This is a genomic window from Streptomyces sp. Root431 (genome assembly GCF_001426585.1).
Lineage (GTDB): Bacteria > Actinomycetota > Actinomycetes > Streptomycetales > Streptomycetaceae > Streptomyces > Streptomyces stackebrandtii.
Genome location: NZ_LMEI01000003.1, coordinates 1 through 17,265 on the forward strand (window position 1 = coordinate 1; position 17,265 = coordinate 17,265).

Here is a 17,265-nt window from a genome sequence, read left to right on the forward strand (position 1 = left end):
ATCGCCAACGGCAAACCGTCGAGCCGACGGCACACCTCCTCCGCCGCCTCCGGATCGTCCCCCACCCGGAAACCCGGCCGCGCCGCCGCACCCCGCTCGCCGAGCAGCCGCAACGCCATCCCCACCGGCAACGGCCCCAACGGACTCAGCACCTCCCCCGGCACCCCCAACGGTTCCCGGCTCGTCGCCAGGACCCGCAGTCCGGGGCAGCGGGCGAGGAGGGTCTCGGCCAGCTCGGCGGCGGCCGCGACGAGGTGCTCGCAGTTGTCGAGGAGCAGCAGCATCCGCCGCCCGGCGCAGTGCTCGACGAGCCGGTCGAGCGGATCGCCCCCGCCGCGCAGCTCCTCGGCTCCCGCACCGCGCAGGACGGTCTCCTGGGCGCCGACGGCGGCGAGTACGGCCTCGGGGACGGCCTCCGGGTCGGTGACCGCGGCGAGTTCGGCCACCCACACGCCGTCCGGCCAGGCCTCGGCCCCGCGCTCGGCCGCCTCCTGGGAGAGCCGGGTCTTCCCGGCGCCGCCGGGCCCGAGCAGGGTGACGAGCCGGGCCGACCGCAGGGACTCCTGGAGGCCGGCGATGTCCTCGTCCCGCCCGACGAAGCTGGTGAGCCGGGCGCGGAGGTTCCCGGGGACGGGCTGCTTCGGCGTCTCCGGCCTCGCGGGCGCCGCCGGGGCGAGCAGCTCCGCGTGGAGGGCCCGCAGGGCCGGGGAGGGGTCCGTGCCGAGCCGGTTGGCGAGGGCGCGGCGGACCGACTCGTACGCGGCGAGCGCCTCGGCGGCGCGGCCGGTGTCCCGCAGGGCGCGGATCCGCAGGGCCTGGAGGGGTTCGTCGAGGGGGTGGGCGGCGCAGAGCGCGGTCAGCTCGGGAAGGACCGCGGGGGCCTCGCCGAGCAGGAGGGCCGCGTCGAGCCTGGCCCGGCGGGCGTCGAGACGGCGGGCCTCCCAGCGGGCGGCCTCCGTGTCCCGGTCCGGCAGGTCGGCGAGGGCGGGCCCGCGCCACAGGCCGAGGGCCTCGTCGAGACGGGCCGCGGCCCGTACGGCGTCCCCGCCGGAGAGCGCGGCCGCGCCCTCCGCCGCGAGCAGCTCGAAGCGGTGGGCATCGACGTCCTCGGGCCGGGCATCGAGCCGGTAGCCGCCGTCCGCCGAGACCACCGCGGCCCGCCCGAGGGCCCGACGCAGCCGCCCGACGAGCGCCTGGAGCGCGGCGACCGCGTCGGCGGGCGGCTCGTCGCCGTACCAGACCTCGTCGACGAGGGCGTGCACGGGCACGGTCCGTCCGGCCCGCAGCGCAAGGACGGTCAGCAGCGCACGCACCCGCGGCCCACCGACGGTCACGTCGGCTCCGTCGGGCGTATGGGCGAGGGTCGGGCCGAGCAGGGAGTAACGCACGCCCCCATTCTCCGCGAGAAGGCGTCCGACTCGGGCAGCGGGGCGCGCGGGGGGTGGGGTGTTGGGGGGGGAGGGAGAGGGGTGGGTCCGGTGCGGGGACGGGCCGGGAGCGGCGCCCCGCGCCGGAACTTCGTCGGACACCCGGTACGTTTCCCGCACACCAGCCCTTCGTCCCCTGGGAGTTCCCGCGATGAGCACGGCCACCACCCGGCGCCACGAACGGCGGATCAGCCCCGTCTTCCTGGCGATCCTCGCCGTCATGGCCGTCACCGGCTGGGCGGTGTGGACGGACTTCGCCGCCTTGCCCGGGCTCGCGGTGTTCCTCTTCGTGACCTCGGCGTGGGTGGTGTCGCTCTGTCTCCACGAGTACGCGCACGCCCGCACCGCCCTGCACGGCGGGGACATCACGGTCGGCGCGAAGGGCTATCTGACGCTGAACCCGCTCGCGTACACCCACGCGTGGCTGAGCATCATCCTGCCCGTGCTGTTCGTGATCATGGGCGGGATCGGTCTGCCGGGCGGCGCGGTCTTCATCGAGCAGGGCCGGATCAAGGGGCGCTGGAAGCACAGCCTGATCTCGGCGGCCGGCCCCCTGGCGAACGTCCTCTTCGCGCTGGTCTGCACGGCGCCGTTCTGGCTGGGCGCGCTGGACGGCGTGCCCGTCGCGTTCCGGTACGCGCTGGCGTTCCTGGCGTTCCTCCAGGTGACGGCCGCGCTCCTGAACCTGCTGCCGGTGCCGGGCCTCGACGGCTACGGGGTCGTGGAGCCCTGGCTGTCGTACAAGCTGAAGCGGCAGATCGAGCCGTACGCGCCGTACGGCTTCTTCATCGTGATCGCGCTGCTGTTCGTGCCGGCGGTCAACGGCGCCTTCTTCGACGCGATCGACGCGCTGATGCAGGCCCTCGGGGTGCCGGAGGAGAGCCGGTACTGCGGTTCTCAGCTCTTCCGGTTCTGGCAGGAGGCGCCGGAGTTCTGCCAGGTCTAAGGCTGCTAAGGCCTAGGCCTCCTGCTCGGCGGCCTGCTTCTCGACCTTCGCGCGGCGGATGTAGTACCACGCCATGTTCGAGGAGAGGCCCGCGAGGAGCACCCAGATCACGCCCAGGAAGCTGCCCTGGACGAAGGAGACGACGGCCGCGGCGACGGCCAGGGCGCAGACCACGAGGGCGTAGAGGGCGAGGCGGGGCATGGGGGACGGCTCCTGTCCGGGTACGGCTGCTGGTGCCCGTCCAGTGTCCCCCATGCCGCGCGCCCGGCCGGGACCGGCTCAGATGTCGGTGACCCGGAGTCCCGCGTGGGCCTTGTAGCGGCGGTTGACCGAGATCAGGTTCGCGACGAGCGCCTCGACCTGGTGGGCGTTGCGCAGGCGGCCGGCGAAGACGCCGCGCATGCCGGGGATGCGGCCGGCGAGCGCCTGGACGATCTCGACGTCGGCGCGCTCCTCGCCGAGGACCATCACGTCCGTGTCGATCTCCTCGATCGAGGCGTCCTGGAGGAGGACGGCGGACAGGTGGTGGAAGGCGGCGGCCACCCGCGAATCCGGGAGGAGCGCGGCGGCCTGCTCGGCGGCGGAGCCCTCCTCGGGCTTGAGGGCGTAGGCGCCCTTCTTGTCGAAGCCGAGCGGGTTGACGCAGTCGACGACGAGCTTCCCGACGAGCTCGTCGCGCAGGGACTCCAGGGTCTTGGCGTGGCCGTCCCACGGCACGGCGACGATGACGATGTCGCTGCGGCGGGCGCACTCGGCGTTGTCGGCGCCCTCGACGCCGTGGCCGAGCTCCTCGGCGACGGCCTGCGCGCGGTCGGCGGCACGGGAGCCGAGGATCACCTTCTGGCCGGCCTTGGCGAGCCGGTAGGCGAGGCCGCGGCCCTGCTCGCCGGTGCCGCCGAGGACGCCGACGACGAGCCCGGAGACGTCGGGGAGGTCCCACGGGTCCTTGGGGGCGGCCTTGGGGGTGGCGGTGGGGTCGGAGGAGGGAGTCGAGGAAGTCATGGGGCCGACATTACCGAGCGGTCGCGGCGCCCGGGCCCGTCCCGTACGGATGGAACCCCCCACAACCGGCCACGCGTGGAGCGCCGCTGGGGCAGGATTCCGGCCATGGATGCCGTACGGGTCGCGTTGCTGCGGGAAGTGCTCGCCGGGACGGAGTGGCCGCGGGCCGCCCGCCGCTTCGCCGGAGCGCTCCGGTCCTCGGTCGTGCCGCACCGGGGCGGTCTGCTGCTCGTCGGTACGGAGGAGTACGAGCCCTGGCACCTGGCGGCGCACCTCGTCGACGAGGCGGCCTGGTCGGGGCTGCCGGAGCTGGCCCCCACGCTCGTACGGCACCGGGTGCGACCGGGCGATCCGGCGCACCTGGCGGTCGGGCTGGGCCGTCTGGAGGCGGCGGGGCGCGGGGCGACGCTGCTGATGGTGGCGCCGGAGCGGCCGGACGCGGGGCTGCTCCAGCGGGTGCACGACGCCCGGCGGGCGGGGGCGACGGTGCTCTCGCTCGACGGCGGCGACGCGGAGGTGCGGGGGCTCGCCCACGAGACGCTGACGGTGGCGGAGGACGCGGAGGTCGACCTGGACACGGTGCAGCACCTGGTGAGCGCGGCGGCCGGGGAGAACAGCCTGCCGTCGCCGCGCGGGAGCCGTCGCTTCCGGGACCGGCTGTCCGACCTCGCCGACCGCCTGACGGCGCCGCCACCGGCCCGCTGGTAGGCGGGGCGTCCCGGGACCCGCGGTCCGTCGGAGGGCCGAGCGTCCGTCCCCGCGGCCCGTCGGCGGGCCGAGCATCCGGCCCCGCGGCCAGCTGACCGGCCGAGCGTCCGTCCTCGCGGCCCGCCGACCGGCTTATTCGGTTGCCCCGGGCGTTCTTCCGGCCGGAACATGACACCTCGTGTCCTCCGCCTCGTCAAAGCCCTCCGAGCCCTCCGAGCCCTCAGAGCCGTCCAAGCCGTCCAAGCTCGCCGCGCTCTCCGCCCTCCTGCCCGATCCGGCGCCCTGGCGCGCGTCCCGCGACTTCCGGCTCCTGTGGATCCAGGGGCTCGTGACGTACTTCGCCAGCGCGATGGCAATGATCGCCCTGCCGCTCCAGATCAAGGAGCTGACGAACTCGCCGCTCGCGGTCGGTGCGATGGGCGCGGTCGAGCTGGTGCCGCTGGTCGTCTTCGGGCTGTACGGCGGCGCGCTCGCCGACGCCGTCGACCGGCGGAAGGTGATCGTCGGGACGGAGGCGGGGCTCGGGGTGCTGGCCCTGCTCCTGCTGCTCAACGCGCTGCTGCCGGAGCCGATGCTCTGGCCGCTGTACGTGGTCGCGGCCGGCGTCTCCGCGCTCGCGGGGCTCCAGCGTCCCGCGCTGGACTCGCTGCTCGCCCGGATCGTGCCGCACGAGCAGCAGACGGCCGCGGCGGCCCTCAACTCCCTGCGCTGGCAGATCGGCTCCATCGCGGGCCCGTCGATCGCGGGGCTCGTGGTCGCGCTCGCGGGTCACGCCCCGGCGTACGGGGTGACGATCGTCGGCTTCGCCGCCTCGGTGCTGATGTGCCGCCGCCTCTCCCCCGCACCGCCCGCGCACGACGCGGAGAAGCCCTCGCTGCGGGGCATCGCGGAGGGCGCGCGGTACGCCTGGTCGCGGCCGGTGCTGCTCGGCACGTACGCGATCGACCTCGCGGCGATGTTCTTCGCCTTCCCGAACACGATCTTCCCGTTCCTCGCGGACGAGCTGGACGCCGACTGGTCCCTCGGCCTGATGTACGCGGCGGGCTCGGTCGGCTCGCTGGTGCTCGGTCTGACCAGCGGCTGGACGTCGAAGGTGCGGCGCCACGGGCTGCTCGTGGTCGGCGGCGCCGCCGGCTGGGGTCTGGCGATCGCGGCGGCCGGCTGGTTCGGGAACGTCTGGCTGGTCCTGCTCTGCCTGGCCTTCGCGGGCGCCGGCGACATGCTGAGCGGTCTCGGCCGGGCCACGATCTGGAACCAGACGATCCCGGAGGAGCTGCGCGGGCGGCTCGCCGGCATCGAGGTGCTGTCCTACAGCGTCGGCCCGCAGCTGGGCCAGGTCCGGGCGGGCGGGATGGCCGGGTGGACCGGCACCAGGGCGGCCGTCTGGTCGGGCGGCGTGGCCTGTGTCGCCTCGGTGGGGCTGCTCTGCCTGGCACTGCCGAAGCTGCTCACGTACGACTCGGAAACGGACGAGGACTCGCTGCGCCGCAAGGCCCAGCAGGAGGCCGTCGCCCAGCAGGAGGCCGTCGCCCGGCAGGAAGCCGCCCAGCAGGAGGCCGGGGCCGCCTGAGCGGTCCCGGCCTCCTCCCGGTGTCAGTCAGGCCTCGGGGGTCTTCCCGCCTCCCGGGGGCAGGCCTCGGGTTCCCCCGCCTCCCGGCGGGGGTCAGGCCTCGGGGTTCCCGTCCGGGCGCCCGCCCTCGTGCCAGCGCGGGTCGGTCTCCCACTCCAGGTTCCGCTCGCGGGCGGTCTCCATGGCGTGGGAGGCCTCCTCACGGCTGGTGTACGGGCCGAATCGGTTCTTCGCCGGGCACTCCGGGCCCTCCTCGACCTTCTTGTGCTCCAGGCAGTAGTACCACTCGCCGGATTTGCCCGCGGTCTTCTTCTTGAACAGGGCCATCGTCGTCGGCTCCTTCCTCCGAGACCATGCTGCCCCAGACGCGGTCGTTAGACTCGCTGACATGTCTGGCCAGTCGCTTCTCGTTCCGGGGGAGCTCTCCCCCCACCGCTCCGTCCCGGGCTCCATCCGCCGCCCCGAGTACGTCGGGAAGCCCGCCCCGACCCCGTACAGCGGGCCCGAGGTGCAGGATTCCGACACCATCGAGCGGATGCGGATCGCCGGCCGCATCGCCGCGCAGGCGATGGAGGAGGCCGCCAAGCACATCGCTCCGGGCGTCACCACCGACGAGCTCGACCGGGTCGCCCATGAGTACATGTGCGACCACGGCGCCTACCCCTCGACCCTCGGCTACCGCGGGTTCCCGAAGTCGCTCTGCGCCTCGATCAACGAGGTCATCTGTCACGGCATCCCGGACTCCACGGTGCTGCGGGACGGCGACATCGTGAACCTGGACGTCACCGCGTACATCAACGGCGTCCACGGCGACAACAACGCCACCTACCTCTGCGGCGACGTCGACGAGGAGTCGCGCCTGCTCGTGGAGCGGACCCGCGAGTCGCTGAACCGGGCGATCAAGGCCGTCCGGCCGGGCCGCCAGATCAACATCATCGGGCGGGTCATCGAGTCCTACGCCAAGCGCTTCGGCTACGGGGTCGTCCGCGACTTCACCGGGCACGGCATCAACTCGTCGTTCCACTCCGGCCTGATCGTCCCGCACTACGACTCGCCCCACCACACCACCGAGATCAAGACCGGCATGACGTTCACGATCGAGCCGATGCTGACCCTGGGCACGCACGACTACGACATGTGGGACGACGGCTGGACCGTGGTGACCAAGGACCGGAAGCGGACCGCGCAGTTCGAGCACACGCTCGTCGTGACCGAGAACGGGGCCGAAATCCTGACGTTGCCCTGACCTCCCGAAGGGGTACGTCTTTACCGACAGGACGTCGGGAACCAGTTGACTTAGGTAAGCCTAACTTGGCAGGATCGGCACTGGTTCCCGTCCCATCGGTCTCGGAGGCACGCCTTGGACACGCCCTTCTCCACGCTCATCCGTACGGCTTCGCACGAGCAGCACACGGAGGCGGAGACGTCGTCCTTCATGGGCGACCTCCTGGGCGGACGCCTGGCCGTCGACGCCTACGCCCGCTACACGGAGCAGCTCTGGTTCGTGTACCGCGCCCTGGAGGAGGGGGCGGAGGCGCTGCGCGAGGACCCGGTCGCCGGGCCCTTCATACAGCCCGAGCTCTTCCGCACGGCCGCCCTGGAGCAGGACCTCGCCCATCTGCGGGGCCCCGGCTGGCGCGCCGGGGCCTCCCCGCTGCCCGCCACCGTCGCGTACGCCGAGCGGGTCGCGGAGTGCGCCCGTGACTGGCCCGCCGGTTACGTGGCCCACCACTACACGCGCTACCTGGGCGACCTGTCGGGCGGCCAGATCATCCGCGACAAGGCGGAGCGGACCTGGGGCTTCGCGCGCAAGGGCGACGGCGTGCGCTTCTACGTCTTCGAGGAGATCGCCAACCCCGCCGCCTTCAAGCGGGGCTACCGGGAGCTGCTCGACGCGGTGAACGCCGACGACCTGGAGAAGCAGCGGATCGTCGACGAGTGCAAGCGCGCCTTCGACTTCAACAGCGCGGTCTTCCACGAGCTGGGAGGCGAGTTCCCGCTCAGCGCGTGAGGGACCGGCGCGTGAGGGACCGGCTCGTGAATGCCCGGCGCGTGAATATCCGGCACGTGAGCTTCAGCGCGTGAGGGTTCCCTCCAGGCGGACGCGTCCGCCCAACTCCACGATGCCGTCAGGGCCGGGGGCGGTGAGCAGCTGCGAACCCCGGCCCTGCGTGATGTTCAGGGCCCGTCCCAGCTCGGCCGTGAGGAGCAGCGCCGCCGCGCCGGTCGCCTCGTCCTCGTCGATGCCGTCGCCGCGCCCGGGGAAGCCCCGCGCCCTGATCCGGCCCGCGGCCTCCTCCTGCCACGCCCAGGCGTAGATCCACTCGCCGGGCTCGGGCACCTCCAGCGCGTCGACCTCGGCCACGGAGGCGTACCGGCGCAGGGTCCGGGGCGGCGCCCACTCGGCGCGCGCCGCGATCCAGGTGAACTCCCCGTCCCCGCGCACCCACACCTCACCGGCCGGCGGGCAGACGACCTCCAGGTCGAGCAGCCAGGCGGCGCCTATGAGCGGGTATCCGGCGAACGGCAGCCGCACGCCGGGGGTGTAGATGTCGACGTGCCCGCGCTCCGGGTCGTCCACGAACACCGTCTCGCTGAAGCCGAGTTCCTTGGCGAGCGCCTGCCGGGAGGCCTCGTCGGGGTGGTGACGGGGGTCCCGTACGACTCCGAGGGCGTTGCCGTGGCGGCCGTCGCCCGCACAGAAGACCCGGAGGACGTCGATGTCAGTGGCGGTCGTGTTCATGTCGGAATTGAAGCATCCGAAGCCGGGTTACTGTGCCGACCTCGTGTGTTCCGTACGGGAACACGACGGAGGGGGGCCTTCTCATGCCCGGTTGGGGACGTGGCGGTCACGTCACGGGAGTGCTGGCGGCGGGGCTGCTGCTCGTCGGTCTGCTGCCGCAGCAGGCAGCGGCGGCGACCGTACCGAACGGCGAGGTCGTCGCCGCGACGATCGTGAGCCGGCCGGTCGATGGCACGTGGTCGGCTCGGCTGACGGAGGCGGACGGGACGACCCACTACGCGCGGGACGCGGCGGCGGTCGAGAACGGTACGAGCGGGGTGCCGAAGGTCGGCATCGGCGCCGCGCTGACCGGCCTGAACCGGACCGGGCGGCCGCTGTGTCACGCGACCGACGCGGCGGGCGCCCAGGGCTTCTGCTGGGACACGGCCGACGACGTGGCCACGGGGTACTCCCACGTCGCCCAGGGCCTCACGGGCTCCGGCGAGGCGCCGGAGAACGCCGCCCTCGTGGGCGGGCGGCGGATCGTCGTCGCCGGCTGGTACCCGAAGACGGCCGGAGGGGCGATCCGGGTCACCTTCGCGGACGTGACCGATCCGGCGCAGGTGAAATACCGGCATGTCGCACTCGTGAAGCCGACCGCCACGGGTTACACCGCTCTGACCGGCCACGCCCACTCGGTGACCTGGTACAAGAACCGCCTGTACGTCTCCACCGGCGCCGGCATGGCGCTCTTCGACCTCGCCCGGTTCTGGGACACCGACCCGGGCGGCACCGCCTTCGGCGTCTCGAACGGCAGGTACTACACCCCCGGGTACGAGTACGCGCTGCCGCTGCTCGACGAGTTCCGGTACGCGGAGTACACGGCCGGCAGTTGCGGCACCTACGCCGCCGAGCCCGCGCCGCCGTGCTTCACCGGCGCCTCGCTCGACCTGAGCGGCCCCGAACCGGCCCTCGTCACCTCCGAGTTGTACGGGGTGCAGGCGAACCAGCAGCAGCAGTTCCTGGACCCGGGGGTGATCCTGCGCTGGCCGCTGGACGCCACGGGACTGCCCCGGACGGCGAAGGAGACGACGGGTCAGAACCCCACGGTCGAGGTCGAGAGGGCCCGGCCGTCCGCCGCCTACACCTCCACCGTGAGCGGGGCGCAGGGCATCGCGATGAACCGGGGACGGTTCGTCGTCTCCGCGCCGTGCCCCGAGTTCGTCGAGGGGAAGGCGAACATCCCCAGCTGCCTCTACCACGCCTGGCCCGGTGAGCCCGTGCGCCTGTGGACGCGTACCGGCATCAACAACGAGAACGTCTCGTACTGGCCCGCGACCGACGAGCTGTGGACCATCAACGAGGCCCCCGGGAACCTCACCGTCTTCCACATCCGATGGCCCCGGCCCGAACTGCCGGTGCGCTCCCTCACCGGCCTCGGCGGGAGCCTGACCGGAAGCGCTCTGCCGGACGTGATCGCGATCCGGCCGAAGGCGTCGGCATCGGCCGGCCGGGGCAACGGCAACCTCGTCCTGTATCCCGGGGCCGCGGGGGGCGTGTCCGCCCGCTCGTCCATCGGTACGAGCTGGGACTCCATGCGCCTCGTCGCCGGCGTCGGCAACCTCGACACCGACCCGCGGCCGGACGTCCTCGCCGTGGACGACGGCGGGGCCCTGTGGCTCTACCCGGGCGTCGCCGACGGTCTCGGCGGCCGTACGCCGGTCTCGGCCACCGGCTGGGGCGTCGTGACGCGCATGACGGGGGTCGGCGACATGACCGGCGACGCGAAGCCGGATCTCATGGCCATCTGGGACAACGGCGACGCGTACCTCTACGAGGGCCGGGCGGGCGGTCTCGGTGCGAGTCACAAGATCGGGACGAGCTGGAACACGATGCGCCTGGTGACGGGCGCGGGCGATCTGACGGGCGACGGCCGGCCGGACGTCCTCGCCGTGGACGACGCCGAGGAAAAGCTGTGGCTGTACCCGGGCAACACGTCCGGGGGCCTCGGCGCTCGCAAGGAGCTGTCGACCGGCTGGGGCATCGTGCGGACCATGGCCGGCGTCGGCGACCTGACCGGTGACGGTCTGCCGGACGTCCTCGCCGTCTGGGAGGACGGCACGGCCCGGCTCTACCCGGGCCGCCTCGGCGGTCTGGGCGCCGCCGCCCCGGTCGATCTGGGCTGGGGCGCCCGCTAGGGCGTGCGTGCCAGGCGTCGCCAGGCACGCGGGACTTTCGCAACACGCCCCAGCGGGCGGCAGGGCCGCACCCGAGGATCGGGTGCGGCCCTGCCTGTTGGGGGGTGGCGGTAGAGGGGTGCCGCTCAGGACTCCATGGCGCGGCGGCGGACGGCGATGACGATGGCCGCGCCCGCGCCGGCGATCAGGCCGGAGGCGGCGAGGAGGAGGCCGGTGGGGGTGCCCGAGCCGGTGGCGGCGAGGGCTCCGGAGCCGCCGACGGAACCGGAGCCGCCCACCGTGCCCGCGCCGCCGGCCGTGCCGCCGACGGTCCCGCCGCCGCCCGTGGTGGACGAGCCGCCGGTGGTGCCGGACCCGCCGGTGGTGCCCGAGCCGCCGGTCGTCGAGGTGGAGCCCCCGGAGGTCGAGGGCAGCGAGGCGTCCTCGTCGGCCGCGAGGGTCACGGTCACCGGGTCCATGGCGGTGCCCGCGGGGTAGCCGCCCTGGCCGCCGGGGGCGGAGAACGTCGCGGAGCCGGCCGCCGTCAGCTTCGCCGGGATGTCGGCGAGGGTGACGAGCCCCTTGTTCACGGTCCAGTCGGCCTCGGACAGGTCCAGGTCGACCAGCGGCACGTCGTTCCGCTTGCCCACGGCGCTGCTGACGTCGGCGGTCAGGGTTCCGGTGGTGCCCGTTGCCTTCACCTTCAGGTCGGTGACGGTCCAGTCGATGCCGTGCGCGGCGCAGACGAAGGCGAGCCTGCCGGAGAAGGCGGCCTCCACCTTGCGGGCGTCGGCGTCGAGGTCGGCCTTGACGAAGCCGAAGTCGTAGGCGGAGCCCCGCTTCGCGGCGCCGCCGGATGCGGTGACGGAGCCGCCGCACATCCCGCTGACGTACCGCTGCCAGCTCTGCTTGACGCCCCAGGTCAGCCTGCCGTCGACGACGGCGGAGGGGTCGGCCGGAGTCTGCGTCGCGGGGGCGGTGGTGGGCGCCGTGGTCGTCGGGGCCGGGGAGGTCGGCGCCGTGGTGGTGGGGGCCGGGGACGTCGGGGCCGTGGTGGTGGGCGCGGGGGACGTCGGGGCGGTGGTCGTCGGCGCCGTGGTCGGGGGCCGGGTGGTGGGCGGCGGGGTGGTCGGCGGGGTCGTCGTCGGCGGGGCGGTCGTCGGCCGGGCGCCCGGCTTCACCGTGAGCGTGGCCGCGTCGAGCTGGTCACCCTCCTTGTAGAAGCCCGCGAACGCCGCGGCGCCGCCCTTCGTCAGCTTCGCCGGTATGTCCTTGAACACCATGGCGCCGCCCGCACCTTGGGCCGGCCGCACGTCCGTCATGTCGAGCGCGGCGAAGGGCACGTCGTCGCGGGTGCTGAAGGTGCCGTCCTTCTCCTTGGTGACGACGTCCGCGGTGATCTCGCCGGTCGACGCGGCCGTGCCCTTGGTCGTGAGCCTGACGTCCGAGATCCGGATGTCGAGGGCGCCCGAGTGGGCCTCGAAGTGGACGCCGCCCTTGAAGGAGTTGGCCGTGGCGTGGGTGCCCGTGTCGTACGTACCGGTGCCGTCGACGAAGGTGAGGACGCCGTTCCCCGGGGCCTGCTTCGCGCCGCCTTCGACGGTGGTCTTGCCGTGGGCGAAGGGCTGCGCCAGGTACGAGCGGAAGGACTGCTTGATGCCCCAGTCCAGGGTGCCGTCGCTCAGCGCCATCGGGGGCGGGGCGTCGGCCGCCGAGGCGGGCAGGGCGAGGGCGACGGCGCCCGTGCCGAGGGCGGCTGCCGTGGCGACGGCGGCGGCCAGGGTGACGGATCGGCGCAAGGGGGTGGCCATGTCGGGGGTTCTCCTAGGTGGTGCGCGGGGGCGGCGCAGGGGGTGCGCGCGGGGCGGGGCGTGGGGGCGGGGGCAGAGGTAAGCCCATGGAGGGGGTCAGGCCCCCGGGGTGCCGGTACGGCGGCGGCGTACGGCGACGCCGACCGCGAGCGCGGCGGCGAGGAACACGCCCGCGCCGATCGCGACGTATGTGCCGGTGGAGGAGTCGGAGGTGGTGGAGGTCCCGGCCGCCGCTACGGAAGGGCCGGTCGAAGCGGCCGTCTTCGTCGGGGCGGCGGAGGACGTGGCCCCGCTGCCGAGGTCCGGGAGCGCGGGCAGCTTCGCCGCCGCGTCGACGGTGACGGCGAGCGACACGGGGTCCATCGCGGTCCCCGCCTTGTACATCCCGCCGAAGGCCTTGGCGCCGCCCTCGGTGAGGGTGGCGGGGGCCTCGGTGACGGCGGCGAGGCCGTTCTCCGGGGTGAAGTCCCGGGCGGTGAAGGTGACGAGGGGGACGGCCTTCGTGGTCGTCCCTGCGCTGGTGACGTCGGCGCTGAGCGTGCCCTTGCCGCCGGTCACCTTCGCGGTGACCCCGGCGAGCGTGAGGTCGAGGTGGGCGCCGGTGAAGCGGACGCTGCCCGCGAAGGACGCGTCGAGGGTCTGCTCCTTCGCGTCGTACGTGCCCGTGCCGGACGGGAAGCGGAAGAGCGCGCCGCCGTCCTGGGCGCCGTCGGCGAGGGTCCACTTGCCCTGGGCGATGGCCCCGGTGACGTACTCGCGGAAGGTGCGGCGGACGCCCCAGTCGACGGCGGCGGTCCGGAGGGCACCGGTGCTCGCGGGTGCGGTGGGGGAACTCGCCGTGGGCGAAGGGGTGGTGGGGGTGGGGGCCTTTGTCGTCGACGGGGTGGCCGGCGGGGTGGTCCTGTCCGGCGTCTTGACGTCGACGGTGAGGCTGACGGGGTCGAGCTGCGTGCCCGCCGGGTAGTAGCCGGCGAAGGCGGCGGCGCCCTGCGCGGTGAGCGTGGCCGGGACGCCGGTGAGGGCGACCGGGCTGCCGCCACCACGCATGTCGATGTCGGCGAGGTTCAGGGTGGCCAGCGGCACCTGGGCCGTGACGCTCATGCGTCCGCTGCCCTTGGCCTTGCTCGCCATGTCGGCGTAGAGGGTGCCGCGTCCGCCCTGGACGGCGACGCGGGGGCGGCTGATGGTGAGGTCGAGCTCGTTCGTGCCGTCCGCCTTCCGGTGGCCGGTGAAGTGGACGCCGCCGGTGAAGGCGGCCTCGAAGGCGCCGGTGGCGGGGTCGTACGAGCCCTGCGCGGAGTGGAAGCGGAACTGGCTGCCGCCGACCGTGGCGGCGCCGCCGGTGAGGCCCCAACTCCCCTGGGCGATGGGCCCGGTGACGTAGCTCTGGAAGGAGGACTTGACGCCCCAGTCGAGCCGCCCGCCCTGCACCGTGCGGTTCTCCGCGTGGGCGATGGAGGCCGGGATCAGGGCGGCGAGCAGGGCCGTGAACAGGGTCACGGCGAGCGCGCGGGCGGGTCTGGACAGCGTCATGGAACCCCTCCGAGGACTAGCAAGTGAGGTAAGGCTAACCTAAGCTACATCGAGCCTCGGCCGGAACCCCGCCGGCCCGTACGCGGCAGAACGAACGACGACAGGACGGTGTCCGGTGCGCAGAACTCGCCTCGCGGGAGCGCTGACAGCAGTGCTCGCCCTCGCCCTCGCGGCGACCGGCTGCGGTGACGGAAGCGGGAACGGAAGCGGGAAGGGGAACGGAAGCGGAGGCGGTACGACCGCGGCCGCGGCCCAGGCCCCCGCCGCCGTCCCCGACCGGGTCGAGCCGCTCGCCGCCCCGGCCGCGCCCCGACTGCCCGTCACCGTCCCCTCGGCGGACGGGCGCACGGTCACCGTCACCTCCACCGACCGGATCGTGCCGCTCAGCGGCTCCCTCAACGAGATCGTCTTCACCCTCGGTCTCGGCGGGAAGGTCGTCGCCCGCGACATCACCGCCACCTTCGAACAGGCCGCGGAACTCCCGGTGGTGACCCGCGCCCACGACGTCTCCGCCGAGAGCGTGCTCTCGCTGCGGCCCACCGTCGTCCTCGCCGAGTCCACCACCGGACCGGCCGAGGCCGTCGCCCAGATCCGGGACGCGGGCATCCCCCTCGTCGTCGTGAAGCCCGCCAAGGAGCTCGCCGACGTCGGCACCCGCATCGACGCGGTCGCAGCCGCCCTCGGCGTGCGCGACTCCGGCACGGCGCTCAACAAGCGCACCGAGGAGCGGATCGACGCCGTACGGAAGGGGATCCCCGCCCGCGAGGAGAAGCCGCGGGTCGCCTTCCTCTACGTCCGCGGCTCGGCCGCCGTCTATCTGCTCGGCGGCGCCGAGTCCGGCGCGAGCTCCCTGCTCGAAGCGGCCGGGGTGGTCGACGCGGGCAAGGAGTCCGGCCTCGAGAAGGACTTCACCCCCCTCACCAGCGAGGCCCTCGCGCAGGCCGCGCCCGACGCGATCCTCGTCATGAGCAAGGGGCTCGACTCCGTCGGCGGGATCGACGGCCTGGTGCGGATTCCCGGCGTCGCCCAGACTCCGGCCGGTGCCGCCAAGCGGGTCGTCTCCGTCGACGACGGCGTGCTCCTCAACTACGGCCCGCGCACCGACCGGGTCCTGAAGTCCCTGGTCGGCCAGTTGTACGGGGAGGGCAAGTGACGGCGCTCCTGGAGGCCCCGGCCACGCCGGAACCCCCGGCGACGGCGGCGCCCACCCGGCGCGGCGGCCGCACCACCGTCCTCACCGTCGGCCTCCTCGCCGCCCTGCTCCTGCTCGCCCTCCTGTCCGCCGGGATCGGGGCGTACGAGATCCCGCTCGGCGACGTCCTCGCCTCCGTCCAGCACCGGATGGGGCTCGGCGGGCACGCGCTCGACCGCACGGCCGAGAGCGTCCTGTGGAACATCCGGCTCCCCCGGGTCGTCCTCGCCGTCCTCGTCGGCGCCTCGCTCGGCTGCGCGGGCGCGCTCATGCAGGGCGTGTTCGGCAATCCCCTCGCCGAGCCGGGCGTGATCGGCATCTCGGCGGGCGCGGCCGTCGGCGCGGTCGGCGCGATCGCGCTCGGGCTCACCTTCCTGGGGAACTGGACGGTGACCGTCTGCGCCTTCGTCGCCGGCCTGGCGACGGTGCTGCTCGTGTACGCGATGTCGCGTTCGGGCGGCCGTACGGAGGTGGTGACCCTGATCCTCACGGGCATCGCCGTGAACGCCTTCGCGGGCGCGCTGATCGGGCTCTTCATCTTCTTCGCCGACAACGCGCAGATCACCCAGATCACCTTCTGGCAGCTGGGCTCGCTCGCCCAGGCCACCTGGCCCAAGGTCCTCGCCGTGCTGCCCTGCGCGCTCCTCGGTCTGGCCGTCGCCCCCTTCCACTCCCGCCGGCTCGACCTCCTCGCGCTCGGCGAGCGGCCCGCCCGGCACCTGGGCGTGGACGTGGAGCGGCTGCGGATCGCGCTGATCCTGGTGGTGGCGCTGCTCACCGCGGCGGCCGTGGCGGTCGCGGGGATCATCACCTTCGTCGGCCTGCTCGTCCCGCACCTGCTGCGGATGGCGAACGGCCCCGGCCACCGCTTCCTGGTGCCGGGCAGCGCGCTGGGCGGCGCGGTCGTCCTCGCGGCCGGTGATCTGGCGGCCCGTACGGCCGCGGCCCCGGCCGAACTCCCCCTGGGCGTCCTCACCGGCCTCCTCGGCAGCCCCTTCTTCTTCTGGCTGCTGCGCAGGACCCGTCGCAAGCAAGGTGGTTGGGCATGACATCCACAGGCCCCGTGGCATCCACGGCACCCGAGACATCCACAGCACCCGTGGCCTCCACGGCACCGGCGACCTCCGTGGCGCCGGTGACCTCCGTGGCATCCACGACCTCCGTGGCGTCCATGGCGTTCGTACGGCTCCGGGCACTGCTCCCGCGCCGCCGCACCCGGGCGCTCCCCTCCCCCGCCGCGCGCGGCGAGCTCGTCGCCGAGGCGCGCGGGCTGCGGGTCGCGCTCGGCGGCCGGGCGGTGCTCGACGGCGTCGGGATCGGGGTGCGGGCCGGGGAGGTCCTGGCCCTGGTGGGGCCCAACGGCGCCGGGAAGTCGACGCTGCTCGCCGCGCTCGCCGCCGATCTCGCCCCGAGCGCCGGGGAGGTAAGGATCGGGGGACGGCCCGCCGGCGACTGGGCGGCCGGTGAACTCGCCCTGCGCCGGGCGGTGCTGCCGCAGGCCGCCGCGCTCTCCTTCCCCTTCCCCGTCGCCGAGGTCGTCCGGATGGGCCGGGCGCCCTGGGCCGGGACCGGGCGGGAGGACGAGGACGAGGCGGCCGTCGCCCTCGCGATGGCGGCGACCGAGGTCGAGGCCTTCGCCGGGCGGCCGTTCTCCGCGCTGTCGGGCGGCGAGCGGGCCCGGGTCGCGCTGGCCCGCGTGCTCGCCCAGCGGACCGGGCTCCTGCTGCTCGACGAGCCGACCGCCGCGCTCGACCTGCGCCACCAGGAACTGGTGCTCCGGGTCTGCCGCGAGCGCGCGGCGGCCGGGGACGCGGTGGTGGTCGTGCTGCACGACCTAGGGCTCGCCGCCGCCCACGCGGACCGGGTCGCGGTGCTGCACGGCGGCCGGATCGCGGCGGACGGTCCGCCTTCCGAGGTGCTCGACGCGGAGGTGCTGAGCCGGGTCTACCGGCAGCCCGTGGAGGTCTTCCCGCACCCGCGGACCGGGGTCCCCCTCGTCGTACCGATCCGCGCCACCCCATCCCTCAAACCGGACAATTCCCCCTCCTTGACCCGCTCTTGACCTCTCCGTGGGAACTCCATGAGGACCCTGTGATCCGCCTGTGTCCGGCCCTCCGGAGCTGAGAGCTGAATCACCGGACGCAGGGGTATGACTGAGGTAAGCCTCGGTTAAGTTA

General features: G+C 74.0%; 16 protein-coding genes. 9 read left to right on the forward strand and 7 right to left on the reverse strand.

Features of this window, described 5'->3' with window-relative positions; all coding sequences use genetic code 11:
• Positions 1-1,388: BTAD domain-containing putative transcriptional regulator (locus tag ASC82_RS04180; RefSeq protein ID WP_199862458.1), on the reverse strand; the 1,388-nt coding region annotated here is incomplete at its 3' end.
• Between the two features lie 190 nt (positions 1,389-1,578).
• Here ASC82_RS04180 and ASC82_RS04185 point away from each other — a divergent pair.
• A complete protein-coding gene (locus ASC82_RS04185; protein WP_056641743.1) occupies positions 1,579-2,373 on the forward strand; it encodes a site-2 protease family protein in 795 nt (264 codons plus the stop codon).
• 12 nt (positions 2,374-2,385) lie between these two features.
• Here ASC82_RS04185 and ASC82_RS04190 read toward each other — a convergent pair whose 3' ends face one another.
• Both ASC82_RS04190 and npdG read right to left on the reverse strand, forming a co-directional pair.
• The gene (locus ASC82_RS04190; protein WP_185909462.1) at positions 2,386-2,628 is read right to left on the reverse strand and encodes a hypothetical protein; all 243 of its coding nucleotides are present in this window, start codon (positions 2,626-2,628) and stop codon (positions 2,386-2,388) included.
• A gap of 24 nt (positions 2,629-2,652) precedes the next feature.
• Entirely contained in the window at positions 2,653-3,375 is a 723-nt protein-coding gene (npdG, locus tag ASC82_RS04195) for an NADPH-dependent F420 reductase (protein ID WP_056641747.1), read from the reverse strand.
• 105 nt (positions 3,376-3,480) lie between these two features.
• Between npdG and ASC82_RS04200 the strand changes: the two genes are divergently transcribed.
• Positions 3,481-4,083 carry a hypothetical protein gene (locus ASC82_RS04200; RefSeq protein ID WP_056641749.1) on the forward strand — a complete coding sequence of 201 codons (603 nt, stop codon included), beginning with the start codon at positions 3,481-3,483 and terminating at the stop codon, positions 4,081-4,083.
• Positions 4,084-4,348: 265 nt separating this feature from the next.
• Positions 4,349-5,653 (forward strand): MFS transporter, encoded by a 1,305-nt coding sequence (locus tag ASC82_RS04205; RefSeq protein WP_056641804.1) that lies wholly within the window; start codon positions 4,349-4,351, stop codon positions 5,651-5,653.
• 93 nt (positions 5,654-5,746) lie between these two features.
• Here ASC82_RS04205 and ASC82_RS04210 read toward each other — a convergent pair whose 3' ends face one another.
• A complete protein-coding gene (locus ASC82_RS04210; RefSeq protein ID WP_056641752.1) occupies positions 5,747-5,980 on the reverse strand; it encodes a hypothetical protein in 234 nt (77 codons plus the stop codon).
• Positions 5,981-6,041: 61 nt separating this feature from the next.
• Between ASC82_RS04210 and map the strand changes: the two genes are divergently transcribed.
• The gene (gene map / locus ASC82_RS04215; protein WP_024759301.1) at positions 6,042-6,899 is read left to right on the forward strand and encodes a type I methionyl aminopeptidase; all 858 of its coding nucleotides are present in this window, start codon (positions 6,042-6,044) and stop codon (positions 6,897-6,899) included.
• Positions 6,900-7,013: 114 nt separating this feature from the next.
• Positions 7,014-7,664 carry a biliverdin-producing heme oxygenase gene (locus ASC82_RS04220; protein WP_056641755.1) on the forward strand — a complete coding sequence of 217 codons (651 nt, stop codon included), beginning with the start codon at positions 7,014-7,016 and terminating at the stop codon, positions 7,662-7,664.
• 63 nt (positions 7,665-7,727) lie between these two features.
• Here ASC82_RS04220 and ASC82_RS04225 read toward each other — a convergent pair whose 3' ends face one another.
• Positions 7,728-8,396 (reverse strand): PhzF family phenazine biosynthesis protein, encoded by a 669-nt coding sequence (locus ASC82_RS04225; RefSeq protein WP_056641756.1) that lies wholly within the window; start codon positions 8,394-8,396, stop codon positions 7,728-7,730.
• A gap of 83 nt (positions 8,397-8,479) precedes the next feature.
• On the opposite strand from ASC82_RS04225, the gene ASC82_RS04230 reads away from it, so the two are divergent.
• On the forward strand, positions 8,480-10,573 hold the full coding sequence (locus tag ASC82_RS04230) for a VCBS repeat-containing protein (protein ID WP_157863431.1): 2,094 nt from the start codon (positions 8,480-8,482) through the stop codon (positions 10,571-10,573).
• A gap of 125 nt (positions 10,574-10,698) precedes the next feature.
• Here the strand turns inward: ASC82_RS04230 and ASC82_RS04235 are convergent, their stop codons facing one another.
• Both ASC82_RS04235 and ASC82_RS04240 read right to left on the reverse strand, forming a co-directional pair.
• Entirely contained in the window at positions 10,699-12,363 is a 1,665-nt protein-coding gene (locus ASC82_RS04235; protein ID WP_056641762.1) for an HtaA domain-containing protein, read from the reverse strand.
• A gap of 96 nt (positions 12,364-12,459) precedes the next feature.
• The gene (locus ASC82_RS04240; RefSeq protein WP_056641767.1) at positions 12,460-13,896 is read right to left on the reverse strand and encodes an HtaA domain-containing protein; all 1,437 of its coding nucleotides are present in this window, start codon (positions 13,894-13,896) and stop codon (positions 12,460-12,462) included.
• A 115-nt stretch (positions 13,897-14,011) separates the two neighbouring features.
• Here ASC82_RS04240 and ASC82_RS04245 point away from each other — a divergent pair, with 115 nt between their 5' ends.
• From ASC82_RS04245 to ASC82_RS04255, 3 genes are all read left to right on the forward strand, one after another.
• A complete protein-coding gene (locus tag ASC82_RS04245) occupies positions 14,012-15,049 on the forward strand; it encodes an ABC transporter substrate-binding protein (RefSeq protein WP_056641775.1) in 1,038 nt (345 codons plus the stop codon).
• Positions 15,046-16,137, forward strand: a complete 1,092-nt coding sequence (locus tag ASC82_RS04250; RefSeq protein WP_056641778.1) for an iron ABC transporter permease — start codon at positions 15,046-15,048, stop codon at positions 16,135-16,137. The genes ASC82_RS04245 and ASC82_RS04250 overlap by 4 nt, the downstream gene beginning before the upstream one ends.
• Positions 16,138-16,259: 122 nt before the next feature.
• A complete protein-coding gene (locus ASC82_RS04255) occupies positions 16,260-17,150 on the forward strand; it encodes a heme ABC transporter ATP-binding protein (RefSeq protein ID WP_056641807.1) in 891 nt (296 codons plus the stop codon).
• Positions 17,151-17,265 lie beyond the last annotated feature (115 nt).